Source organism: Nocardia spumae (assembly GCF_020733635.1).
Classification (GTDB): Bacteria; Actinomycetota; Actinomycetes; order Mycobacteriales; family Mycobacteriaceae; genus Nocardia; species Nocardia spumae.
The window spans coordinates 4,661,301-4,684,051 of sequence record NZ_JAJFZL010000001.1 but is presented as its reverse complement, the minus strand read 5'-3'; the positions used below and the strand labels follow the sequence as shown (position 1 = coordinate 4,684,051).

Annotated in this window: 20 protein-coding genes; all 20 read left to right on the top strand. The window is 68.5% G+C overall.

What is annotated here, in order from left to right:
- The first annotated feature begins 19 nt into the window (after window positions 1–19).
- On the top strand, window positions 20–463 hold the full coding sequence (locus LKD76_RS20895; protein WP_227982996.1) for an SAV_6107 family HEPN domain-containing protein: 444 nt from the start codon (window positions 20–22) through the stop codon (window positions 461–463).
- A gap of 124 nt (window positions 464–587) precedes the next feature.
- Window positions 588–1,016 carry an SCO2097 family morphological protein gene (locus LKD76_RS20890; protein ID WP_227982995.1) on the top strand — a complete coding sequence of 143 codons (429 nt, stop codon included), beginning with the start codon at window positions 588–590 and terminating at the stop codon, window positions 1,014–1,016.
- A gap of 488 nt (window positions 1,017–1,504) precedes the next feature.
- Window positions 1,505–1,936 carry a division/cell wall cluster transcriptional repressor MraZ gene (gene mraZ / locus LKD76_RS20885; RefSeq protein WP_227982994.1) on the top strand — a complete coding sequence of 144 codons (432 nt, stop codon included), beginning with the start codon at window positions 1,505–1,507 and terminating at the stop codon, window positions 1,934–1,936.
- 149 nt (window positions 1,937–2,085) lie between these two features.
- Window positions 2,086–3,057 (top strand): 16S rRNA (cytosine(1402)-N(4))-methyltransferase RsmH, encoded by a 972-nt coding sequence (rsmH, locus tag LKD76_RS20880; RefSeq protein WP_227982993.1) that lies wholly within the window; start codon window positions 2,086–2,088, stop codon window positions 3,055–3,057.
- Between the two features lie 61 nt (window positions 3,058–3,118).
- Window positions 3,119–4,000: a cell division protein FtsL gene (ftsL, locus tag LKD76_RS20875; protein ID WP_227982992.1), complete on the top strand. Its 882-nt coding sequence runs from the start codon at window positions 3,119–3,121 to the stop codon at window positions 3,998–4,000.
- Window positions 3,997–5,919: a peptidoglycan D,D-transpeptidase FtsI family protein gene (locus LKD76_RS20870; protein ID WP_372465905.1), complete on the top strand. Its 1,923-nt coding sequence runs from the start codon at window positions 3,997–3,999 to the stop codon at window positions 5,917–5,919. Before ftsL ends, LKD76_RS20870 begins: the two co-directional genes overlap by 4 nt.
- 184 nt (window positions 5,920–6,103) lie before the next feature.
- Window positions 6,104–7,807, top strand: coding sequence for a UDP-N-acetylmuramoyl-L-alanyl-D-glutamate--2,6-diaminopimelate ligase (locus tag LKD76_RS20865; protein WP_227982991.1), 1,704 nt, complete (start codon window positions 6,104–6,106; stop codon window positions 7,805–7,807).
- Entirely contained in the window at window positions 7,804–9,354 is a 1,551-nt protein-coding gene (locus LKD76_RS20860; RefSeq protein WP_227982990.1) for a UDP-N-acetylmuramoyl-tripeptide--D-alanyl-D-alanine ligase, read from the top strand. The genes LKD76_RS20865 and LKD76_RS20860 overlap by 4 nt, the downstream gene beginning before the upstream one ends.
- Window positions 9,351–10,427, top strand: coding sequence for a phospho-N-acetylmuramoyl-pentapeptide-transferase (gene mraY / locus LKD76_RS20855; RefSeq protein ID WP_062966230.1), 1,077 nt, complete (start codon window positions 9,351–9,353; stop codon window positions 10,425–10,427). The genes LKD76_RS20860 and mraY overlap by 4 nt, the downstream gene beginning before the upstream one ends.
- Before the next feature lie 48 nt (window positions 10,428–10,475).
- Window positions 10,476–11,939, top strand: coding sequence for a UDP-N-acetylmuramoyl-L-alanine--D-glutamate ligase (murD, locus tag LKD76_RS20850; RefSeq protein WP_227985341.1), 1,464 nt, complete (start codon window positions 10,476–10,478; stop codon window positions 11,937–11,939).
- Window positions 11,936–13,465 carry a putative lipid II flippase FtsW gene (gene ftsW / locus LKD76_RS20845; RefSeq protein ID WP_227982989.1) on the top strand — a complete coding sequence of 510 codons (1,530 nt, stop codon included), beginning with the start codon at window positions 11,936–11,938 and terminating at the stop codon, window positions 13,463–13,465. Before murD ends, ftsW begins: the two co-directional genes overlap by 4 nt.
- A complete protein-coding gene (gene murG / locus LKD76_RS20840; protein WP_227982988.1) occupies window positions 13,462–14,634 on the top strand; it encodes an undecaprenyldiphospho-muramoylpentapeptide beta-N-acetylglucosaminyltransferase in 1,173 nt (390 codons plus the stop codon). The genes ftsW and murG overlap by 4 nt, the downstream gene beginning before the upstream one ends.
- A gap of 95 nt (window positions 14,635–14,729) precedes the next feature.
- Window positions 14,730–16,175, top strand: a complete 1,446-nt coding sequence (gene murC, locus LKD76_RS20835; RefSeq protein WP_227985340.1) for a UDP-N-acetylmuramate--L-alanine ligase — start codon at window positions 14,730–14,732, stop codon at window positions 16,173–16,175.
- Between the two features lie 160 nt (window positions 16,176–16,335).
- Entirely contained in the window at window positions 16,336–17,007 is a 672-nt protein-coding gene (locus LKD76_RS20830) for a cell division protein FtsQ/DivIB (RefSeq protein WP_227985339.1), read from the top strand.
- 424 nt (window positions 17,008–17,431) lie between these two features.
- Window positions 17,432–18,658, top strand: coding sequence for a cell division protein FtsZ (gene ftsZ, locus LKD76_RS20825; protein WP_227982987.1), 1,227 nt, complete (start codon window positions 17,432–17,434; stop codon window positions 18,656–18,658).
- A gap of 196 nt (window positions 18,659–18,854) precedes the next feature.
- Complete coding sequence (pgeF, locus tag LKD76_RS20820; RefSeq protein WP_227982986.1) at window positions 18,855–19,580, top strand: peptidoglycan editing factor PgeF; 726 nt, start codon at window positions 18,855–18,857, stop codon at window positions 19,578–19,580.
- Between the two features lie 20 nt (window positions 19,581–19,600).
- Window positions 19,601–20,350 carry a YggS family pyridoxal phosphate-dependent enzyme gene (locus LKD76_RS20815; protein WP_372466002.1) on the top strand — a complete coding sequence of 250 codons (750 nt, stop codon included), beginning with the start codon at window positions 19,601–19,603 and terminating at the stop codon, window positions 20,348–20,350.
- A 187-nt stretch (window positions 20,351–20,537) separates the two neighbouring features.
- Window positions 20,538–21,338: a cell division protein SepF gene (locus LKD76_RS20810; protein ID WP_227982985.1), complete on the top strand. Its 801-nt coding sequence runs from the start codon at window positions 20,538–20,540 to the stop codon at window positions 21,336–21,338.
- A 123-nt stretch (window positions 21,339–21,461) separates the two neighbouring features.
- Complete coding sequence (locus tag LKD76_RS20805; protein ID WP_030514706.1) at window positions 21,462–21,764, top strand: YggT family protein; 303 nt, start codon at window positions 21,462–21,464, stop codon at window positions 21,762–21,764.
- A 75-nt stretch (window positions 21,765–21,839) separates the two neighbouring features.
- Entirely contained in the window at window positions 21,840–22,673 is an 834-nt protein-coding gene (gene wag31 / locus LKD76_RS20800) for a DivIVA-like cell division protein Wag31 (RefSeq protein WP_227982984.1), read from the top strand.
- The last annotated feature ends 78 nt before the right edge of the window (window positions 22,674–22,751 follow it).

Here is a 22,751-nt window from a genome sequence, read left to right as displayed (position 1 = left end):
GGAATGTGGAGGTGTCGTGATGGCTGGTCGGATGGATGATCCCCGACGTGCGGGCCGGGCGGGTGGACTGCTCGACCGCGCCGACACGATGGTGGTGCAGGCCTGGGCAGAAACCGATCCGCGGGAACGGCTGCGCACGGCGTACCTGGCGGCGCTGCGCGGGGCCGGCGCGGTGCTGGCCGCCACGGGCGCCGATCGCGCACCGCGGGCTCGCTCGCGCAACGCCTGGGTGCTGATGGAACAGGCGGCGCCCGAATTCGTCATGTGGGCCGATTACTTCAGTTCCTTCTCCGAACTCCGGGCGGCGCTCGAGGCCGGCCTGGACCGCGCTATCAGCGATATCCAGGCAGATGAATTCGCCTCGCGGGTGGAGGCTTTCCTGCGAGATGTGGAGGATGCGCTGTCGGTTACCGCGGTTCGGCTACGGCCCGCGGCGGGCCGACTCGGCGACGGCACGGCGTGAACATCGGCGAGTAGGTGGTAGCGCACTGATCGAACTCGTATCATTGGTGGCAGTAGCCGCCAAGGTCGGCTACTTGTCGTCTACCCGGAGGCGACAACCAGGACCTAGTGCCGGGGGAGGTACCGTGCCACTCTCCGAGCACGAGCAGCGCATGCTCGAACAGATCGAGAGCGCTCTCTATGCTGAGGACCCCAAATTCGCCTCGACCGTTCGGGGCGGACGGCTTCGCTCTGCCACCGGAAGACGCAGACTTCAGGCGGCCGCGCTCTTCGTCCTCGGCCTCGTACTTCTCATCGCGGGTATCGCGCTGCCGGTCAAGCCGGGCGGATTCCCCATCATCAGCCTGCTCGGCTTCATCGTGATGTTCGGTGCGGGTGTGTTGTTGCTGCTCGGTGGCTCCGGGTTGTCCAAGGGAGGCCGGGGTCACGGTGATGAGCCGTCCGGTCCCGGAGGCGCACCCGGCCGTGCGGCAAAGAGCAAGCAACGTAAGGCGGGTGGTTTCTCCGCCCGGATGGAAGATCGGTTCAGACGCCGTTTCGAACAGGACAGCTGAGGTTCGGCGCACGTCCGTACCGCTCGGATGTGAACGGCACATCGAGGTTGCGTGAGGATTGCCATGTGCCTCCTCCGGTAGCCGACAACTGAAGATCATCGAACGACACGCCGGACTGGTGGCGTGTCGTTCCTTTGTGTGCGGTGTGGTCCGGATCGCATTCGCCCCGTATCGGATTCACCGCGTCCCGCAGATCCCCACACCTCCCCACGTGGTTCCCCCACTCTCTCCCACCGGCCGTTTCTGCCCTTCCCAGCTGCGGGTTTGCTGATGGTTGTCGGGATACCTGTCCATACGGCGACGCGTGTCGGGGGAACTCGACGAAATCTCCCCACCGCGGTGATAGCTGAGTTGACCTGGTGAATCCCGAATTCGGGGATCGAGATCACCACTGCTTTCGATTGAAAGTGGGGGAAAGTGGGGTAATGTGGAGCGCGCACTGATAAGAGCCGACCAGACGAGGTGATCGAGCGGGAGGTGTCGAGACTGTGTTTCTCGGTACCTACACGCCTCGGCTGGACGACAAAGGGCGACTGACGTTGCCTGCGAAGTTTCGCGACGAGCTGGCGGGAGGGTTGATGGTCACGAAGGGTCAAGACCACAGCCTTGCCGTCTATCCCAAAGAAGAGTTCACCGCGCTGGCGCGGAGAGCCGCGGCGGCGTCCCGAAGCAACCCGCAGGCAAGGGCTTTCGTCCGTGCCTTGGCGGCGTCCACGGACGAACAGCGTCCCGATGGGCAGGGCCGGATCACGTTGTCGGCCGAACATCGCCGCTACGCGGATCTCACCAAGGACTGCGTGGTGATCGGCTCGGTCGATTTCCTCGAGATTTGGGACAAACAGGCGTGGGATTCCTACCTCGCCGAGCACGAGGAGGACTACTCGCTGGCAGGAGACGAGTCGCTGGGCGGAATTTTCTGATCCGAGACAGGCGAGTGCCCTGCGGCCTCTGCCCGACACGGACCCTGACGTACTTCCCCAACGCCAGGTGCCGTGCTTCGGACAGAGACCCCGGGGCATTGGCCACCGACCCGTCGTAAGCACCGTGAGCCAGGATTCGGGAGGTCGAGGTGAACCATGACAGCGACCACCCCCGCCATGTTCCGGTTCTGTTGCGGCGAGCGGACGAAATCCTCGGTCCCGCACTGGAATCCGGTGGCGTCCTGGTCGATGCCACCCTCGGTCTGGGCGGGCACGCCGAGCACTTTCTGCGTACCTATCCGTCGATTCATCTGATCGGGCTCGACCGCGACACCGAGGCGCTGCGCCTGGCCGGTGCGCGGCTGGAACCCTTCGCGGACCGAATCACGCTGGTGCACACCAGATATGACGGCCTGCCGGGCGCTCTGCGCGAGGCGGGGTTGCCTGAACGCGGTTCCGTGCGCGGGGTACTGATGGATCTGGGCGTGTCGTCGATGCAGCTCGACGAGGCCGAGCGTGGGTTCGCCTATTCGGTGGACGCGCCGCTGGACATGCGAATGGATCCGACCGGCACTCTCACCGCGGCCGACGTGCTCAACACCTACAGTCACGGTGACCTGGCCCGGATTCTGAAAGTCTATGGCGAGGAACGCTTTGCGGGCCGGATCGCCTCCGCGATCGTCCGCCGCCGGGAACGCACACCCTTCACCACGAGTGCGCAACTGGTGGAGCTGCTCTACGACGCGATTCCGGCGGCGACCCGGCGCACCGGCGGCCATCCGGCCAAACGCACCTTCCAGGCGTTGCGGATCGAGGTCAATCGGGAGCTGGAATCGCTGCAGGCCGCGGTGCCGGCGGCGCTGGCGGCGCTCGAGGTGGGCGGGCGGATCGTCGTCATGTCCTATCAGTCGCTCGAGGACAAGGTGGTCAAGCAGATCTTCGCGCAGGTTTCGGCCTCGCGCACCCCGCTGGATCTTCCTGTCGAATTGCCCGGTATGGGACCGGAATTCGCGATTCTGACCCGGGGCGCGGAGAAGGCGACCGATGCGGAGATCGCGGAGAATCCGCGCGCGGCACCGGTGCGGATGCGCGCCGCCGAGCGAATACAGACGGCCGGATGAAGGTGATCCGGCATCGGGGGCACGGCCAGTCCCACAGGAATACGGTAGGGGAGGCAGGACTATGAGTGTGCGGACACGGGTGGACGCACCACGACGGACCCAGCGGTCCGTCGCGCGGCGGGCGCAGAGTGCCGACCGCGTGAAATCCGGTGCGGCCCAGCGTGCCTATGCGCGCAGGCGCAACCGCTCGGGGGAGCGGATGCTGCCGCCGCTACCGGGCCGCGCCGGATCGCTGATGGCAGGGCGGCTGCCGTTCGTCGCCGCCATTCTGGCGTTGCTCGGCTGCGGCCTGCTGGCCACGCTGCTGCTCACCACGCACGCGGCCGAGGACAGTTATCAGCTCGGCGACGCCCGCCGGATCAATCAGCAGCTGCTCGATGAGCGCGCGGCGCTACAGCGTGAGGTCGAGGCCGCCGATTCCGCGCCCGAACTGGCCGACCGCGCACGGGAACTGGGCATGATCCCGGTCAAGGATCCGGCGCGGCTGCTCGTGGCGCCCGATGGTGCGGTCACGGTGATCGGTAAGGAGACCGCCGCGGAGGGCGCGCCGATGCCGCCGCTCAACACCACTCCGGCCGCGCCCGGCGCCCTGCCGCCGAAACTCGTTCAGGCACAAGGGGAGCGGCTGGTGCCGGTGACCACCGCACCCGCGCCGGCTCCGGCTCCCGGCGCGGCCGATCGCAACGTGTCCGACCAGAACCACGCCCCGGCACCGCAGTCCACTCCGGCACCGGCCCAGCCGGCGCCGGTGCCCGCGCAGGTGCAGGCCGCCCCGGCCGCGCCCGCTCCGGCGCCACCGGCGGAGCAGGCCCCGGCGGCGCAAGCGGCCCCGGCCGCTACCACGGCTCCGGCCGGCGACGTCCCGGTGGCTCAGCCGGTTCCGGCGCCGCCCGCCGGTGAGGTGCCGGTGGCGCAAGCGGCGCCCGAGGGGGCGCATCGATGACCGCGCGCGGCGGCGGCAGAACCGGCGGGGGTGCCTCGGGGCGCGGCCGGGCGGGGGCGCGATCCGCGCCTGCCCGGCCGCGCCCCGTTTCCCGGCCCCGTCCCGGTTCGCCGGCGGATGCCGCCGCGCGCCTGCGGTTCGGTGTCGGCCGCGTTCTCATGCTTGTGGCTTTGCTGGTCGTGGCGATGCAGCTGCTCTGGTTGCAGACCTTCTCCGCGCCCAGTCTGTCCGCCGAGGCGGCGAGTCAGCGCACCGTGCACCAGACCGACTGGGCGCTGCGCGGTTCCATCCGCGATCGCGACGGCCGGGCGCTGGCGTTCACGGTCGCGACGAAGAAGTTGAACTTCCGTCCGGTCGCGGTGCGCAAGGAGCTGGCCGAGGCCCGCAGCAAGAGTGACAAGGCGCCCGATGTCGATCGGCGGTTGCAGGCGATCGCCAAGGGCCTGCACGAGAAGCTGGGCAAGGCCGCGCCGAGCGAATCGGATCTGCTCACCAAGTTCCGCGGTGACGATCAGTTCGTCTATCTCGCCTACAACGTCGACCCCCGGGTGGCCGACGAGATCAGCCAGCGCTTCCCCGAGGTCGGGATGGAGCGTCAGGACACGCCGGTCTACCCGGGCGGTTCGCTGGCGGCCAACGTCGTCGGCGCCACCGGCTGGGACGGGCACGGTCAGGTCGGGCTCGAGGCCTCGATGGATTCGGTACTGGCCGGCACCGACGGTTCCCACACCTACGACCGGGGCTCCGACGGTGCGGTGATTCCCGGCAGCGAGCGGGACAAGGTCGCGGCCGTCAACGGTTCCACCGTCGAGCTGACTCTGGATTCGGATCTGCAGTTCTACGTACAGCAGCAGGTGCAGGAGGCCAAGGACAAGTCCGGGGCGCAATCGGCGTCGGCGGTGGTCCTGGACGCGCACACCGGCCAGGTGCTGGCCATGGCCAACAACAACACCTTCGATCCGGCGCAGGATCCGAAGTACTGGGATGCGGCCAATATCGGCAATCCGGCCGTCACCGACGCCTACGAACCGGGGTCGGTGAACAAGATCATCACCGCCGCGTCGGCGATCGAATACGGACTGACCACCCCCGACGAGGTGCATCAGGTTCCCGGCGAGATCCAGATGGGCGGCGTGGTCGTCCACGATGCCTGGGAACACGGTCTCGCGCCGTACACCACCACCGGAATCTTCGGGAAGTCGTCCAATGTGGGCACCCTGATGCTGGCGCAGAAGGTCGGGGAGAACCGATTCTCCGATATGGTGCAGCGCTTCGGGCTCGGGCAGCGCACCGGAGTCGGTCTGCCCGGCGAGAGCGCCGGCATCGTGCCCGCGCGTGATCAGTGGTCGGGGTCGACCTTCGCCAATCTTCCCATCGGCCAGGGTCTTTCGATGACCCTGCTGCAGATGACCGGAATGTATCAGGCGATCGCCAACGACGGGGTGCGGATTCCGCCGCGCATCATCAAGGATGTCATCGGCCCCGACGGCCACCGGAGCAGCGAACCGCAGCCCGACGGGGTGCGGGTGGTCCGGCCGGAGACCGCGCGCACCCTGCGCGATATGTTCCAGGCGGTGGTGCAGCGCGATCCGATGGGTGTCCAGCAGGGCACCGGTTCCCCGGCCGCGGTCGAGGGGTATCAGATCGCCGGTAAGACCGGAACCGCGCAGCAGATCGATCAGAAATGCCAGTGCTACTCCAGCGACCGCTATTGGATCACCTTCGCCGGAATCGCCCCCGCGGACAACCCGCGTTACGTCGTGGGCATCATGATGGACGCGCCGGTGCGCAGCTCCGACGGCAGTGGCGGGCAGTCCGCCGCGCCGCTGTTCCACAGCATCGCTTCCTGGGCGCTGCAGCGCGATCGGGTACCCCCGTCCACGGTTCCGCCGAAACGGCTTGTGCTGCAGGCGATGTAGTGGTTCCCAGAGCTGGTAATCCTTTCTCGGATCCGTGGTCGGGGGCCTGCGGGCCACCGCACAGGCCGGTGCGGGCGCGGTGAGGCCGCGGAACCGGTGCGCCGGAGGCGGCCATGCTGCAGAGCCGTCGATCGCTCACAGGTAACCTGACTCCCCGACCCCAATCTCGATACCCCATGCACAGATGTGCGAATCGGAAAGGAGCCTGGTGCCCGTGCAGCCCAGTCCGCAGGTGCTTCGCCCGGCCGTCGCGTTGTCCACGCCGGTGCAGGCCGTTGTCGAGTCGACCGGCGCGCGGCTGCACTCCGGTGCCGCGGCCGGGATCGAGATCACCGGCATCGAGCAGCGGTCCGATGCGGTGCGGCCCGGCGATCTGTTCGCCGGACTGGCCGGTGCCAAGGCCCACGGTGCGCGCTTCGCCGCGGACGCGGTCGCTCGCGGCGCGGTCGCGGTGTTCACCGATGCGGCGGGCGCGGAGCTGATCGGCGCGCTGGACGTGCCGGTGCTGGTCCACGACGATCCGCGCGGGGTGCTCGGTGAACTGTCGGCGGCGCTGTACGGGCATCCGTCGCGGAAGTTGCGGGTCATCGGGATCACCGGGACCTCCGGTAAGACCACCACCTCCTATCTGGTCGAGGCGGGGCTGGTGGCATCCGGATTGTCGACCGCCCTGATCGGGACGATCGAGACCCGCATCGGTGGTCACCGGGTACCCAGCGCCCTCACCACTCCCGAGGCGCCGCAGCTGCACGCGATGTTCGCGGTGATGGTCGAACAGGGGGTGCAGGCCGTGGTCATGGAGGTGTCCAGCCACGCCTTGGCGCTGGGCCGCGTCGACGGTGTGCACTTCTCGGTGGGCGCGTTCACGAACCTGTCGCAGGATCACCTGGACTTCCACGCCGACTTCGAGGACTACTTCGCCGCCAAGCGTCGCCTGTTCGTCCCCGATCCCGGAACGCCGGACCGGCAGGTCGCGGCCGACACCTGTGTCATCTGCGTCGACGACGCGTGGGGGCGGCGGCTGGCCCGGGAGGCGAGCGGCCGCGCGACGGTCGTCACCGTCGCGACCGCCGATTGCCCGACCGGTGAGACCGAACCACAATGGACGGTCGCCGATGCCGCCGCGCTCGCCGACGGCGGACAGCGGTTCACCGCTGTCGGTCCGGACGGTCCGGTGCCCACCCGGCTGCGGCTGCCCGGGCGTTACAACATCGCCAACGGCCTGCTCGCACTCGCGGTGTGCGCGAGTGCGGGTGCGGATGTCCCGGCCGCGGCCACGGCGCTCGGCGCGGTCGACGTGCCGGGTCGCATGCAGCGCGTGGGAGAGGGGCAGGATTTCCTCGCTCTGGTCGACTACGCGCACAAGCCCGCCGCGGTCGAATCGGTGATCGCGACGCTGCGCCGGCACCTGCGCGATTCCGGGGGGCGCCTGGCCGTGGTGGTCGGTGCGGGTGGTGATCGCGACGCCGGGAAGCGGCCCCTGATGGGCGCCACCGCGGCCCGGGGCGCCGATCTGCTGGTGATCACCGACGATAATCCGCGGACGGAGGATCCGGCCGAGATTCGTGCGGCGGTGCGCGCGGGTGCGCTGGGCATCGCCGAATCCGAGCGCGGTGAAGTGCGCGAGATCGGCGATCGCGCCGCGGCCATCACCGCCGCGGTCGACTGGGCGCGGTCGGGCGATGTGGTGCTGGTGGCGGGTAAGGGACACGAGACCGGGCAGGAGATTGCGGGTGTGAAGTATCCGTTCGACGACCGCGAGGTGCTGGCACAGGCGCTGGAGCGGAAAACCGCCGCGCCGGTCGGCTCGGGCCCGGAGGCGGCAGCTCGCGTAACCACGGAGGGCCGGCGACCGGCGCCCGATGACAAGGACCTGACGGTTTCATGATCGAAATGACTCTGCGGGAGATCGCCGAGATCGTCGGCGGCACGCTGCACGATGTGAGCGATCCCGCGGTGACGGTGACCGGCGCGGTCGAATTCGATTCGCGCCGAATAAATTCCGGTGATCTGTTCCTGGCGCTGCCGGGTGAGCACGCCGACGGCCACGACTACGCGGACCGGGCGGTGGCGGCCGGAGCCGTCGCCGTGCTCGCGGCCCGGCCGGTCGGTGTACCCGCCGTCGTGGTCGAGCCGTTCGGGCCCGCCGCGGAGGCCGGGTCGAACCGGTCCTATGTGCTGGCCCACGACTCCGACGGATCGGCCGCGGCCGTGCTGGCGGCGCTGGCGAAACTGGCCCGCGCCAGCGTCGATCGGCTGGCGGCCGGTGGGCTGACGGTGGTCGGCGTGACGGGGTCGGCGGGCAAGACCTCCACCAAGGATCTGCTGGCCCGGGTACTCGAACCGCACGGCGCGGTGGTCGCGCCCCCCGGGTCGTTCAACAACGAACTGGGACATCCGTGGACGGCGCTGCGCGCGGGTCCCGACTCCCGGTTCCTGGTTCTCGAACTGTCGGCGCGCGGCCCCGGCCACATCAAGGCCCTGACCGAGATCGCGCCGCCGCGCATCGGCGTGGTTCTCAACGTCGGTACCGCGCATCTGGGTGAGTTCGGTGGCCGCGACGCCATCGCACAGGCCAAAGGTGAACTGGTGGAAGCGCTTCCGGAATCCGGTGTCGCGGTGCTGAACGCCGACGACCCGCGGGTGGCGGCCATGGCCACCCGCACCCGTGCCCGGGTGGTGACCTACGGCCAGTCGGCCGATGCCGATGTGCGCGCCACCGATATCGTGCTCGATTCCGACGCGCGTGCGCGGTTCACCCTGCACGCCAACGGATCTCGGGAGCAGGTCCAGCTCGCGGTGCACGGCGAACATCAGATCGCCAACGCGCTGGCCGCGGCCGCCGTCGCTCTCGAATGCGGTGCGGACCTGGCGACGGTGGCTCGCTCGCTGGCCGGTGCGACCGTCGATTCGGCCCATCGAATGGATGTGCGTACCCGGCCCGACGGGGTGACCGTGGTCGACGATTCCTACAACGCCAATCCCGATTCCATGCGCGCCGCTCTCAAGGCGCTGGTCTCGATGTCGGGTTCCGGTGGTACACCGGCGGTGCCGCGGGGCCGGCGCAGCTGGGCGGTACTGGGCGAGATGGCCGAACTGGGCGAGGAGTCGGTGGTCGAACACGATCGCATCGGACGGCTCGCGGTGCGCTTGGACGTCGACCGCTTGATCGTGGTCGGCACCGGGCGCCCGGCCCGCGCGCTGCACCAGGGTGCGGTCATGGAAGGCTCATGGGGCGAGGAATCGATCCTCGTACCCGATATCGAATCCGCGATCGCGGTGCTGGACAACGAGATCGCGGCCGGTGATGTCGTACTTGTGAAGGCGTCGAATTCCGCCGGTTTGTGGGCGGTGGCGCGGCATGTGCTCGCATCGGGTCCGCAATCGGTAACACAGGGTCCGTCCACGGAGGCGGGCACGGAGGCAGCTGGATGAGGCAGATTCTGTTCGCGGCGGGGATCGCGCTGGCGGTGTCGATCCTGCTGACGCCGCTGCTGATCCGGATGTTCGCCAGACGTGGATTCGGCCAGGAGATCCGCATCGACGGCCCCGAGAGCCATCAGGCCAAGCGCGGCACCCCCACGATGGGCGGCGTGGCGATTCTGATCGGCATGTGGGCGGGCTACCTCGGCTCCCATCTGATCGGTATCGGTTATCACGCCGACGGGCCCTCGGTCTCCGGTCTGCTCGTGCTGGGCCTGGCCACCGCGCTGGGCGTGGTCGGTTTCATCGACGACTTCATCAAGTTGCGTAAACAGCGCAATCTCGGCTTGACCGCGGCCGGCAAGTACATCGGCCAGCTCGGGTCCGCGGTGATCTTCGGTGTGCTGGCGCTGCAGTTCCGCGGCGCCGGGGGACGCACCCCGGCGAGTCGGCATCTGTCCTACGTTCGCGAGATCAACACCGTCTCGATGAGTGTGATCATCTTCCTGGCCTTCGTCTGCCTGGTCGTGGTCGCCTGGTCGAACGCGGTGAATCTGACCGACGGACTCGACGGCCTGGCCGCGGGTTCGATGAGCCTGGTATTGGGTGCCTACGTGATCATCACGTTCTGGCAGTACTACCACGCCTGCGAATTCAAGGCCGAGGCCGGCTGTTACAACGTGCGCGATCCGCTGGATCTGGCCCTGGTGTGTGCCGCCGGAGCGGCGGCCTGCGTCGGATTCCTGTGGTGGAATGCCGCGCCGGCGAAGATCTTCATGGGCGATACCGGATCGCTGGCCCTCGGTGGCCTGCTCGCCGGTTTGTCCATCACCACCCGCACCGAACTGCTGATGGTCGTGATCGGCGCGCTGTTCGTCGCCGAGACGGTATCGGTGGTGCTGCAGGTGGCGGTGTTCCGGACCACCCGCAATCGCTTGTTCAAGATGGCGCCGTTCCATCACCATTTCGAATTGAGCAAGTGGGCGGAAACGACGGTCATCATCCGGTTCTGGCTCTTGGCCGGAATCGCGGCGGCGGTCGGTCTGGGCTTGTTCTACAGCGAATACCTCTCTCAGGTCGGGTAAGCAGCGATGGTCGAACATACTCCGCGGACCCTGCGATCACCGGGTCCCATGCTCGAATTTCTGCGCGGCCGTGACGTTCTCGTCGCGGGATGGGGAGTGTCTGGACGCTCGCTCATCGAGCCGCTGCGCGATATCGGTGCCCGTCCGGTGGTCACCGACGCCGGCGAGAAGGCGATGGCCGAGGCCGCCGAACTCGGGCTCGATACCGCCACCGGCGCCGAACTGCTCGAACCCGATGCGCTGACCCGCTTCGCGCTGGTGATCACCAGTCCGGGCTGGCGGCCGGATTCGCCGGTGCTGGTCTCGGCGGTTACCGAGGGCATTCCCGTCTGGGGCGATGTGGAATTCGCCTGGTGGGTCGATCAGGCGCGGCTGTACGGTCCGGTGCGCAAATGGCTGGTGATCACCGGGACGAACGGTAAGACCACCACCACCCAGATGACGCATGCGATTCTGCGCGCCGCCGGGCTGGCCAGTGTCGCCTGCGGCAACATCGGCCTGCCCATCCTGGACGCACTGCGGCGTACCCCCGGCCCGCAGATCCTGGCGGTCGAACTGTCGTCGTTCCAACTGCACTGGGCGCCTTCGGTCCGTCCGGAGGCCGGTGTGGTGCTGAACGTGGCCGAGGATCATCTGGATTGGCACGGCGGTCTGGACGCCTATGCCGCCGCCAAGGCACGCGCACTGACCGGCCGGGTCGGTGTGGTGGGACTCGACGACGCGGTGGCCGCCGCGCTGGCGCGAAAGTCCAAGGCGCGCCGCACCGTCGGCTTCCGGGTCGGCGTACCCGCGGACGGTGAACTCGGCGTGGTCGACGGCAAACTGCTCGACCGCGCCTTCACCAAGGCCGCGATCCTGGCCGAGGTCGGCGATATCAGCCCGCCCGGGCCGGCGGGTGTGGCCGACGCCCTGGCCGCCGCCGCGCTGACCCGCGCCATCGATGTGGCCCCGCAGTTCGTCAAGGAGGGGCTGGCCGAGCACAAGGTGGGCCCGCATCGCGCGGCCTTCGTGCGCGAGCTGGGCGGTGTCGGATTCGTCGACGATTCCAAAGCGACCAATCCGCATGCGGCGCGGTCGTCGATCATGGCGCATCCGCAGGTGGTGTGGATCGCCGGTGGCCTGCTCAAGGGCGCGCATATCGACGATCTGATCGAGGAGGTCGCCGATCGCCTCGTGGCCGCAGTGGTTTTCGGCCAGGACGCGCCCCTGATCGCGGCGGCAATGGCGCGACACGCGCCGGATGTCCCGGTGGTGGAGCTCGGTTCGGGTGACGATGCACAGATGAGCGGGGAACCCTCCACGGCATCGCTGGTCGCCGAGATCGACGGTGCGGACGCGGTGATGGCGCGCGCGGTGCGCATCGCTGCCGGCTTTGCCGGTCGCGGCGATACCGTTCTGCTCGCCCCGGCGGCCGCCTCGCTCGACATGTTCGCCGACTACACCCACCGCGGCCGCAGCTTCGTCGCGGCGGTCCAGGCACTCGACGAGAGAGATATCGGGAGCCAGCAGTGACGAATTCGGCGCGCAAGCCCGTCGGCACCTGGTTCGGTGCCTGGCTGGCGCGCCCACTGGCCGATTTCCATCTCGTCGTCACCATCGCCACCCTGCTGACCGTGCTCGGGCTGGTGATGGTGCTGTCGGCCTCCAGTGTGGAGGCCTACGCCGACGGCGGTTCGGCCTATTCACTGTTCATGCAGCAGGCGTTCTTCGCCGGGCTCGGCACGATCCTGTTCTATCTGGCGTTGCGGATTCCGCTGCGAGTGTTGCGGCGCTTGTCGTTCCCACTGTTCGCGGTATCGGTGCTGTTGCTGGTGCTGGTCCTGATTCCCGGCATCGGTTCTCAGGTGCAGGGGTCGCGGCGTTGGTTCGATCTCGGCTTCGTTTCGGTGCAGCCGTCGGAGATCGTGAAGGTCACGCTGATCGTGTGGGGTGCGCACCTGCTGGCCACCCGCCGCAGCGATCAGATGGGGTACAAGGACATCCTGGTGCCGCTGGTCCCGGCCGGGCTGCTGGTCTGCCTGCTGATCGTGCTGGAGCCGAACCTGTCGACCACCATCGCGGTCGGCCTGGTACTGGTCGCGCTGCTGTGGTTCGGCGGGTTGCCGGTCCGGTTGTTCGTGACGATCGCCGTCTCCGGTGCGGTGGCGGCCGGGATTCTGGCGCTGTCGGCCGGATACCGGTCCGATCGCATGCGCGCGTTCTTCAATCCCGGTGACGATCCGCAGGGCATCGGGTATCAGGCGCGCCAGGCGCAGTTCTCACTCGCCGACGGCGGGATCTGGGGCCGCGGCCTGGGACAGAGCCGGGCCAAGTGGAGTTATCTGCCCAACGCGCACAACGACTTCATCTTCGCCATCATCGGCGAGGAGCTCGGATTTCTCGGCTGCGCCCTGGTGCTGGGTCTGTTCGCCCTGTTCGTCTTCGTCGGACTGCGGATCGCCAGCCGCTCGGTCGATCCGTTCCTGCGGCTGCTGACCGCGGCGGCGACCACCTGGATCACCGGCCAGGCGCTGATCAATATCGGCTATGTGGTGGGCCTGCTGCCGGTGACCGGTCTGCAGCTTCCCCTGGTGTCGGCCGGTGGCTCGTCGCTGGCGATCACCTTGATGATGTTCGGCCTGATCGCGAGCGCGGCGAGGCATGAACCCGAGGCGATCGCCGCGTTGAAGGCGGGCCAGGACGGACGCTTCAGCCGGTTGCTGCGACTACCCGTTCCGGAGACCTATTCCTCCGCTCGCGCGGCCCGGTCGCGCGCGGCGGCGGTGGCGGGGTCGCGGCGGCGTGAGCTGCCGCCGGCGCGCAAGCGGTCGGACAAATCCGGGCAGTCGCGCGGATCGGGCAAGTCTCGTGGTGCCGCCAAGGTGCGGGGTGGCGCGGCGGTGCCGTCGCGGCGCTCGATAGATTCGGATTCGGCACGACGGCGCAGCGCCGAGCCCGCCCGGCGGGAGGCGCGCGGGGCGTCGTCGTGGCGTACGACCCGGGCCTGGGAGCCCAGCTATCCGATGACACATGCGAGAGAACGAGGTAATTCGAGGTGACAACCGGCGGGAGCGGGACGACGGTTTCCGGGCAACGCACGCTCTCGGTGATCGTCGCCGGCGGGGGCACGGCCGGACATATCGAACCCGCGATGGCGGTCGCGGACGCACTGCGTCGGCTGGATCCCTCGATCCGGATCACCGCACTGGGTACCCAGCGCGGGCTGGAGACGACACTGATCCCCGAGCGCGGCTACCCGCTGGAGCTGATCCCGCCGGTGCCGCTGCCACGCAAGCCCACGATGGACCTGCTGCGGTTGCCGGGCCGGGTGCGTGCCGCGGTGGCCCGCACCAGCGCGGTGATCGAGGCGGTCGAGGCCGATGTGGTCATCGGCTTCGGCGGATACGTCTGTGTCCCCGCGTATCTGGCTGTCGGCGGCGGTCTGCTGCGGCGCGGGCGCCGGGTGCCGCTGGTGGTGCACGAGGCCAATGTGAAGGCCGGCATCGCGAACAAGGTGGGCGCTCGCCGCGCGGCCCGGGTGCTGGCCGCCGTGCCGAATTCGGGTGTGCACGCGAGGGGGCGCGCCGATGCCGAGGTCGTCGGGATTCCGGTGCGCGAGTCGATCGCCACCCTGGACCGGGCCGGTCTGCGTGACCGGGCCCGCGAGCATTTCGGGCTCCCGCGGCAGGGGCCGGTACTGCTGGTCTTCGGCGGCTCCCAGGGGGCGCGCCGGTTGAACGAGGCGGTTTCGGGTGCGGCCGCGCAACTGCTGGCCGCCGGCGTCTCGGTGCTGCACGCCCACGGCCCGAAGAACACGCTCGAACTCGGCGGTGTCGATCCCGATTCGGGTCGTGACGGCGCGAAATACGTCGCGGTGCCGTACCTGTCGCGGATGGATCTGGCGTATGCGGCCGCTGATGCGGCGGTGTGCCGATCGGGCGCGATGACGGTGGCCGAGGTGTCGGCGGTGGGTCTGCCCGCTTTCTATGTTCCGCTGCCGCACGGTAACGGCGAGCAGGAGTTCAATGCCCGCCCCATCGTGGCCAAGGGTGGTGGCAGAATTGTCGCGGATGCGGAGATGACGCCGAAGTATGTGATGGACGAGGTGATCGCGCTGCTCACCGATCCGGCCGCACTGACGAACATGTCGGTCGCCGCGGCCGGGGCCGGGCATCGCGATGCCGCGGACGAGGTGGCGCGGATCGTGGTGGAGGTGGCCGGCCGGTGACCGGAGGAAACGAGACGGTCGAGGCGAACGCCGAGGGTTCGGCGGCGCCGGGACAGACCTCTGCCGAATTGCCGGAGCTGCTGCGGCGCGTGCACATGGTTGGCATCGGCGGCGCCGGAATGTCGGGGATCGCACGGATTCTGCTGTCGCGCGGCGGCGCCGTCTCCGGCTCCGATGCCAAGGAGAGCCGCGGGGTGCTGGCGTTGCGGGCACGCGGCGCGCAGGTCCGGATCGGCCACGACGCCGGCGCCCTGGACCTGCTGCCCGGCGGTCCGAGCGCGGTGGTGACCACCTATGCCGCGATTCCGAAGACGAATCCCGAACTGGTGGAGGCGAATCGGCGCGGCGTGCCGGTGTTGTTGCGGCCCACGGTTCTCGCCGAATTGATGCGCGGCCATCACACCCTGCTGGTCTCGGGCACCCACGGTAAGACCTCGACGACCTCGATGCTGGTGGTGGCATTGCAGCACTGCGGATTCGACCCGTCGTTCGCGGTCGGCGGCGAGCTGAACGAGGCCGGGACCAACGCCCATCACGGCACCGGCGGCTACTTCGTGGCCGAGGCCGACGAATCGGACGGCTCACTGCTGCAATACGATCCGGACGTCGCGGTGGTCACCAATATCGAATCCGACCATCTGGACTTCTTCGGTACCGACGAGGCCTACGTTCAGGTCTTCGACGATTTCGTGGCGCGGCTGGGGCGCGGCGGACTGCTGGTGGTGTGCCTGGACGATCCCGGATCGCTGGCGCTGGCGCGGCGGGTCGCGGATCGGGTCGCCGCCGGCGAACTCGATATCCGGGTGGCCGGGTACGGCTCGGCGGAACTTCCCGATGCTCCGGTGCCGGTGCAGGCTCGGCTGGTGGCCTGGGAGCCGCGCGATGTCGGTGGATTGGCCACCGTACAGCTCGGTGACGAACCCGCGGTCCGAACACTGCGGCTGTCGGTGCCCGGCCGCCACATGGCGCTCAACGCCCTGGCCGCACTGCTCGCGGCCCGGGACGCCGGTGCCGATGTGGACGAGGTGCTGCAGGGTCTCGAGGGTTTCGGCGGGGTGCACCGCCGGTTCCAGTTCGTGGGCCGGGAGAACGGTGTGCGGGTCTTCGACGACTACGCCCATCATCCGACGGAGGTGCGCGCGGTTCTCGGCGCGGCGGCCGAGCTGGTCCGCCAGGAGGCGGCCGACGGCGCACGCTCGCGGCAGGGCCGGGTGATCGTGGTGTTCCAGCCGCATTTGTACAGCCGCACGGCCACCTTCGCCGAGGAGTTCGGCGCCGCGCTGTCGCTGGCCGACGAGGTGGTGGTGCTCGATGTGTACGGTGCGCGGGAGAAGCCGCTGCCCGGGGTGAACGGTGCCCTGGTGGCGCAGGCGGTGACCGGACCCGTGCACTATCAACCCGATATGTCTCGGGTGGGCCGCCAGGCCGCGAGCCTGGCCCGGCCGGGCGATGTGGTGATCACCATGGGCGCCGGCGATGTGACGATGCTCGGTGGGCAGATTCTGGACGGACTGCGGGTGCGTCCGCCATCGGGGCGGTGATCGTGGCGCCCCCGCCCGGTGGGCGCCGCCGCGCACACCGGAGAGGGAGGTGGACATGGCACAGCGTGGGGTGACCGAACAGCCCGATCTCGCCGCCGACGTCGATCCGGACGACGACCGTGATTATCGGCCGCGCCGTACCGCGTCGCGGGTGCGCACGATGGGGCAGGGCCGATGGCGGCGAATCCTGTTGTGGGGCATCCCGGTTGTGGTGGTGGTGATCGTGCTGCTCGCGGTCGCGTACTTCACGCCGCTGCTGTCGGTGCGCACCGTTCAGATCGAGGGGGTGTCGGCGGTCCCGGACCAGGATGTCCGCGCGGTTCTGCAGATTCCCGAGGGACGCTCCATGCTGCGGATAGACACCGACGCGATCGCGCGACGGGTGGCGGCTCTGCCGAAGGTCCGCTCCGCCCGGGTGCAGCGGGTATTTCCGTCGACGGTGCGGGTCACCGTAGACGAACGCCGCGCGGTGCTGTTCTTCGACGGCCCGCAGGGACCGCATCTGCTGGACTCCGAAGGGGTGGAATTCGCCATCGAACCGGCGCCGCCCGGTGTCCCGAAGCTCACCACCGGGCACCCGGGCAGCGCGGACCCGGTGACCCGTGCCGCGGTGGCGGTTCTCGACGCCGCGCCACCGGCGCTTCGTGCGCAGGTGGGAGAGGTTGCGGCGCGGTCGGTTTCGGATATCGAATTGAGCCTGCGCGATGGGCGTACGGTGGTATGGGGCGGTTCGGACGACTCCGAACGCAAAGCGGCGGTGGTACTTCCGGTGCTGACCCGCCCGGGAACGGTATTCGACGTTTCGAGTCCCGATCTGGTAACGGTACGATAGTGACACTCGTTGTGCCGTTGCGGTTTTCGACCGGCGGCCGGGAGTCGATGGCCACGTGCGGTGGCCGTGGCACCACGGACTGCCGGGGTGTCGCAGCCGCGTACTCGGCCGGTGAATCCACGGTCACGCGGATATCGGGAGTCGATCCCGGTGTCTGCGGTGGCCGTTCGCGATACGATGCCCGACGGGCTCGGACGAGAAGGATCACACAAGATTCTGCCCCTCGTTTCGGCGCGCCTGCGCACGGATCGCGGCGGGTGCGAATAGCGTTCCGCACCAGTCGGATACTTGACATAACGCCAACCCTATGGTTCAGGTTTAGGGTTTGTCCGAGTGAAAACCCGGGCGAACCGGGGACCTCGAACCGGCGCTCTGCCGAGAATCCGAAAACGACAGGCTTTGGATCGAAGGAAGGCGAGAGCCCATGACGCCCCCGCACAACTACCTTGCAGTGATCAAGGTCGTCGGTATCGGCGGCGGCGGCGTGAACGCCGTCAACCGAATGATCGAACAGGGACTCAAGGGAGTCGAGTTCATCGCCGTCAATACCGACGCGCAGGCACTGCTGATGAGTGATGCGGACGTCAAGCTCGACGTCGGCCGCGAACTCACCCGCGGTCTGGGCGCCGGCGCGGATCCGGAGGTGGGCCGCAAGGCCGCCGAGGACCACAAGGACGAGATCGAAGAGGTGCTCAAGGGCGCCGACATGGTCTTCGTCACCGCCGGCGAGGGTGGCGGCACCGGTACCGGTGGTGCGCCCGTGGTGGCCTCGATCGCCCGCAAGCTGGGCGCGCTGACCATCGGTGTGGTCACGCGACCGTTCTCCTTCGAGGGCAAGCGGCGCAGCAACCAGGCCGAATCGGGGATACAGGCGCTGCGCGAATCCTGCGACACCCTCATCGTGATCCCGAACGATCGGCTGCTGCAGCTGGGCGACGCGGCGGTGAGTCTGATGGACGCCTTCCGCTCCGCCGACGAGGTGCTGCTCAACGGTGTTCAGGGCATCACCGACCTGATCACCACCCCGGGTCTGATCAACGTCGACTTCGCGGACGTCAAGAGCGTCATGTCCGGCGCCGGTTCGGCGCTGATGGGTATCGGCTCCTCCCGGGGTGAGGGGCGATCGGTGAAAGCCGCCGAGGCCGCGATCAATTCACCGCTGCTGGAGGCGTCGATGGACGGCGCGCACGGGGTGCTGCTGTCCATCGCCGGCGGGTCCGACCTCGGTCTGTTCGAGATCAACGAGGCGGCCTCGCTGGTGCAGGAGGCGGCACATATCGAGGCCAACATCATCTTCGGAACGGTGATCGACGATTCGCTCGGTGACGAGGTCCGGGTCACGGTCATCGCCGCGGGATTCGACGGCGGTACCCCGGCCCGGCGGATCGAGCCGGCCGGTCGAACCAATATCGGCGCGGCCCGCGCCGGCGACGTCGGCCAGACCACGAGCCGGAGTAGAGATTTCGGCACCACGCGTCAATCCGAACCCGAGCGCGCGGCCGATCCCGCGCCCGCCCGCGGCCCGGCGCCGTCGTACGAGCCGCGACCGGCCACCGAGCCGACGATCGCCAGCAACACCCGTTCTCACATCCAGCCGCCCGATGAGGACACCGACGACGACGTCGACGTGCCGTCGTTCATGCGGCGGTAGGCCCCGCCTCTCCGTGCCGACTGCGCCCGCTCCGAACCCGGAGCGGGCGCAGTCGGTTTCCGGTCGGCGACAGCGGGTATACGAGGCCCAGCTCGATCGTGTAGGAGGTGATCGTCGGCACGCCCCACCGGTGAAATGCCTGGTGGTGAGCGGCATCGGTGCCGATGGGTTCATGGTGGCTACTAATCTTTGGGGTATGACACAGGCTTCGGTTCGGACCCGGCGGGTGACCACCACGCGGGCGGGCGGGTTCTCCCGTGCGCCCTACGATTCGTTCAACCTGGGTGATCATGTCGGTGACGATCCGGAGGCGGTGCGGCGGAACCGGATTCGCCTGGCCGAGGGCATCGGCCTGCCCCCGGAGCGGCTGGTCTGGATGGAACAGGTGCACAGCCGCAACGTCGAGATCGTGGACGGGCCCCGGGCCGAACCCGTTCCGGTCACCGATGCCCTGGTCACCACGGTGGCCGGCCTGGCGCTGGTGGTCCTGACCGCGGACTGTGTGCCGATTCTGCTGTCCGACGACCAGGCGGGGGTGATCGCGGCCGTACACGCCGGACGGGTCGGCGCCCGCATCGGAATCGTGCCCGCGGTGCTGGAGGCGATGATTTCGGTTGGCGCGCAACCCGAACGCATCGGTGCCTTCCTCGGCCCGGCCGCCGGCGGCGACCGCTACGAGGTGCCCGCGGCGATGCGCGACGATGTGGAGGCCCATCTGCCCGGCAGTGCCACCACCACCCGGCGCGGCACCCCCGGGCTCGACCTGAGGGCGGGTATCCGCCGCCAGCTCGAGGAGGCCGGTGTCGCCGCGGTGGCGGTGGATCCGCGGTGCACGATCTCCGATGCAACCCTGTTCAGCCATCGGCGCGGCGCTCCGACCGGCCGCATCGCGAGTGTGATCTGGATGGAGGCTCCTCGGTGAGCGGGGGCGCCGAATCCGGTATCCGCACAACCGAATCGGGGCCGCCGTCCGGCGGCGAGCGTGCGGCCCATCTGGCCGCGGCCCTGACCCGTCTGGAGCAACGCATCGATGCCGCCTGCCGGGCAGCGGGCCGCGAACGTGACAGCGTCCGGCTGCTGCCGGTGACCAAGTACTTCCCGGCCTCCGACATCGAGATCCTGTACCAGCTCGGGCGCCGCGAATTCGGCGAATCGCGAGAACAGGAGGCCGCCGACAAGGTGGCATCATTGGGCCGGCTGTCTCAGGTGCGCTGGCACATGATCGGCCGTCTGCAGCGCAACAAGGCGAAATCGGTTGTGCGCTGGGCCGATACAGTGCATTCTGTGGACTCCGACCGGTTGGTGAGGGCACTTGACACCGCAGCCGGCGCGGCCCGCGACGAGGGGGTGCGGACGAACCCGCTGCGGGTGCTGTTGCAGGTGAGTCTGGACCGTGATCCCACCCGGGGCGGCGTCGGGCCCGATGATCTTGCCGCACTCGCCGATCAGGTCGAAGCGACGGAGAATTTGCAGCTAGGGGGACTGATGGCTATTCCGCCACTCGGCATGGATCCGGATTCGGCGTTCGCCGAACTGGCCGGTCTGCACCGCACTCTGCTGCGGGCGCATCCGGGCGCGAGCGAATTGTCGGCAGGAATGTCCGGCGACCTGGAGGCCGCCGTGCGACACGGGTCTACCTGCGTGCGTGTCGGTACCGCTCTCATGGGCGAACGACCGATAACCTCGCAATAGCAAATAAACCTCATCAGTCACATTCGAAACATATGCTTGGGGCTGACGAGGACTGAGCAGGACTTCAACACCCCAGGCCAGTCGGGGCCGTAGGAAGGTCGACCAGGATGAGCGAGCGCAGCGAGCGAGAAGTCAGCGCAGCCACGAGCGTGTTCGTGCTGGAGCCGAGCGTCAGCGAGGTGGAGGCATGAGCACGCTGCACAGGTTCAAGGCGTACTTCGGCATGGTTCCGCTCGAGGAATACGAAGACGACTATGTCGACGACCGCGGCCCACGAGGTATCGACGACCGCGGCCCGCTGGGATCGGACGACCGTGGCCGGCGGTCGCGCTTCGGCGACGACCCGTACGACACCGGCCGGTCCCACTTCGGCGACGACCGGTTCGCCGACGATCCGGGTTATCCCGAGCCGGCCTACAAGGCGCCCTATCAGCCCGGTTACACGGTGCCGCGGCGCTCGGAGTTCGCCGACGAGTCCTACTCCGATGATCGCTACGAGCCCGTGCGCCGCCCGACGCGGATCGAATCCGCGCCCTCGGGCCGTTCGCGGGGACTCGGTGGCGGCACTCCGATGGTGCGCGGCACCACGCACGGTGCGCTGGCGGTCGATCCCGAGGCCGAGCGGCGGATGGAAGAGCGGAGGCTGGAGGAGCGTGCCCGGTTCGAACCGGCTCCGCGCCGGACCCCTGTCTTCGAGGACGGAGGTCCGTTGTCCAAGATCACGACGCTGCGTCCGCGCACCTATGCCGAGGCCGCGATCATCGGCGAGCGCTTCCGTGACGGAACTCCGGTGATCATGGACCTGGTCGAGATGAGCAACGCCGATGCGCGCCGACTGGTGGATTTCGCCGCCGGTTTGGCCTTCGCACTGCGTGGTTCGTTCGACAAGGTGGCGACCAAGGTGTTCCTGCTCTCACCGTCGGATGTCGATGTATCGGCCGAGGAGCGCCGGCGCATCGCCGAAAACGGCTTCTACAACCAGAAATAACCCTCGAACCGGGAGCCGCGGCGCGGCGGCGGCCCCGGTCGAGTGGCCGCGATGGGGGGAATCGATGCCGTATGGACGGCGCGGGGAGTTTGCAGGACACCGAATCTGAGGCAAAGTGGACAGGTGGCCTTGTTTCAGGTGCTGTATGTACTCCTGTTCCTCTTCTGGCTGTTGTTGATCAGCCGAGTGATCGTCGAGTTCATCCGCAGCTTCGCGCGCGACTGGCATCCGCGGGGGTTCGTCGCCGTCGTGCTGGAGGTGATCTTCACGATCACCGATCCCCCGGTGAAACTGCTGAGACGCCTGATACCTCCGGTGAACTTGGGGGGAATTCGACTCGATCTTTCGATTATGGTCCTGCTTTTCATCGTGTTCATTCTCATGTCGATCGTCAGCAGGCTCGGGCAGCCGATAGCTCCGGTGTGACAGAATGGGCCGAGAAGAAGAGCTTGCTAGAAGATCTACGGTAGATCTCCGTACGAAGCGTGAAGGGATCCTTCCATGCCGCTGACTCCAGCCGATGTGCACAACGTCGCGTTCAGCAAACCGCCGATCGGGAAGCGCGGCTACAACGAGGACGAAGTCGACGCCTTCCTCGACTTGGTCGAACAGGAGCTCTCACGCCTCATCGAGGAGAACGCGGACCTGCGCCAGCGGGTTGCTGAGCTGGATGCCGAGCTGGCCGATGCGAAGAAGTCGCGTCCGGCTCCGCAGGCGGTGAAACCGGTACCGCCGCAACCGGAGCCGCCGAAGCCCGTGCCCGTGGCACCGCCGGTGCCGGTTCCCGCCCCGGCGCCGGTCGCACCCAAGGACAACTCCGCCGCGGATGCGAATCTGCAGGCCGCCAAGGTGCTGAGCCTGGCGCAGGAGATGGCCGATCGGCTCACCACCGATGCCAAGGCGGAGGCCGAACAGCTTCTCTCCAACGCAAGGGCGAATTCCGAGCGAATGGTCAGCGAGGCGCAGACCCGGTCGGACGCGATGGTCGGCGAGGCACGTCAGAAAGCCGACTCGTTGCTGTCGGATGCCCAGAACCGTTCCGACAGCCAGCTGCGGCAGGCCAAGGAGAAGGCCGACGCGCTGCAGGCCGATGCCGAGCGCAAGCACACCGAGATCATGGCCACCATCACCCAGCAGCGCAGCGTGCTGGAAAGCCGGATCGAGCAGCTGAAGACCTTCGAGCGTGAGTACCGGGTGCGGCTGAAGTCCTATCTGGAATCGCAGCTCGAGGAGCTGGAGAATCGTGGTTCCGCAGTGCCGGTCGACGGCGGTGAGGCATTCGAGGCCGTCTCCAACAACCACGCACCCGCCTCGTTCGCCAAGGGCGGCAAATAGCTCGTTCCCGGGTGCGTCGGCCGCACCCCGCCGAGCTGTCGGGGTAGGACGTCGCATTCCGCTGTGTGGTCGTTGTTC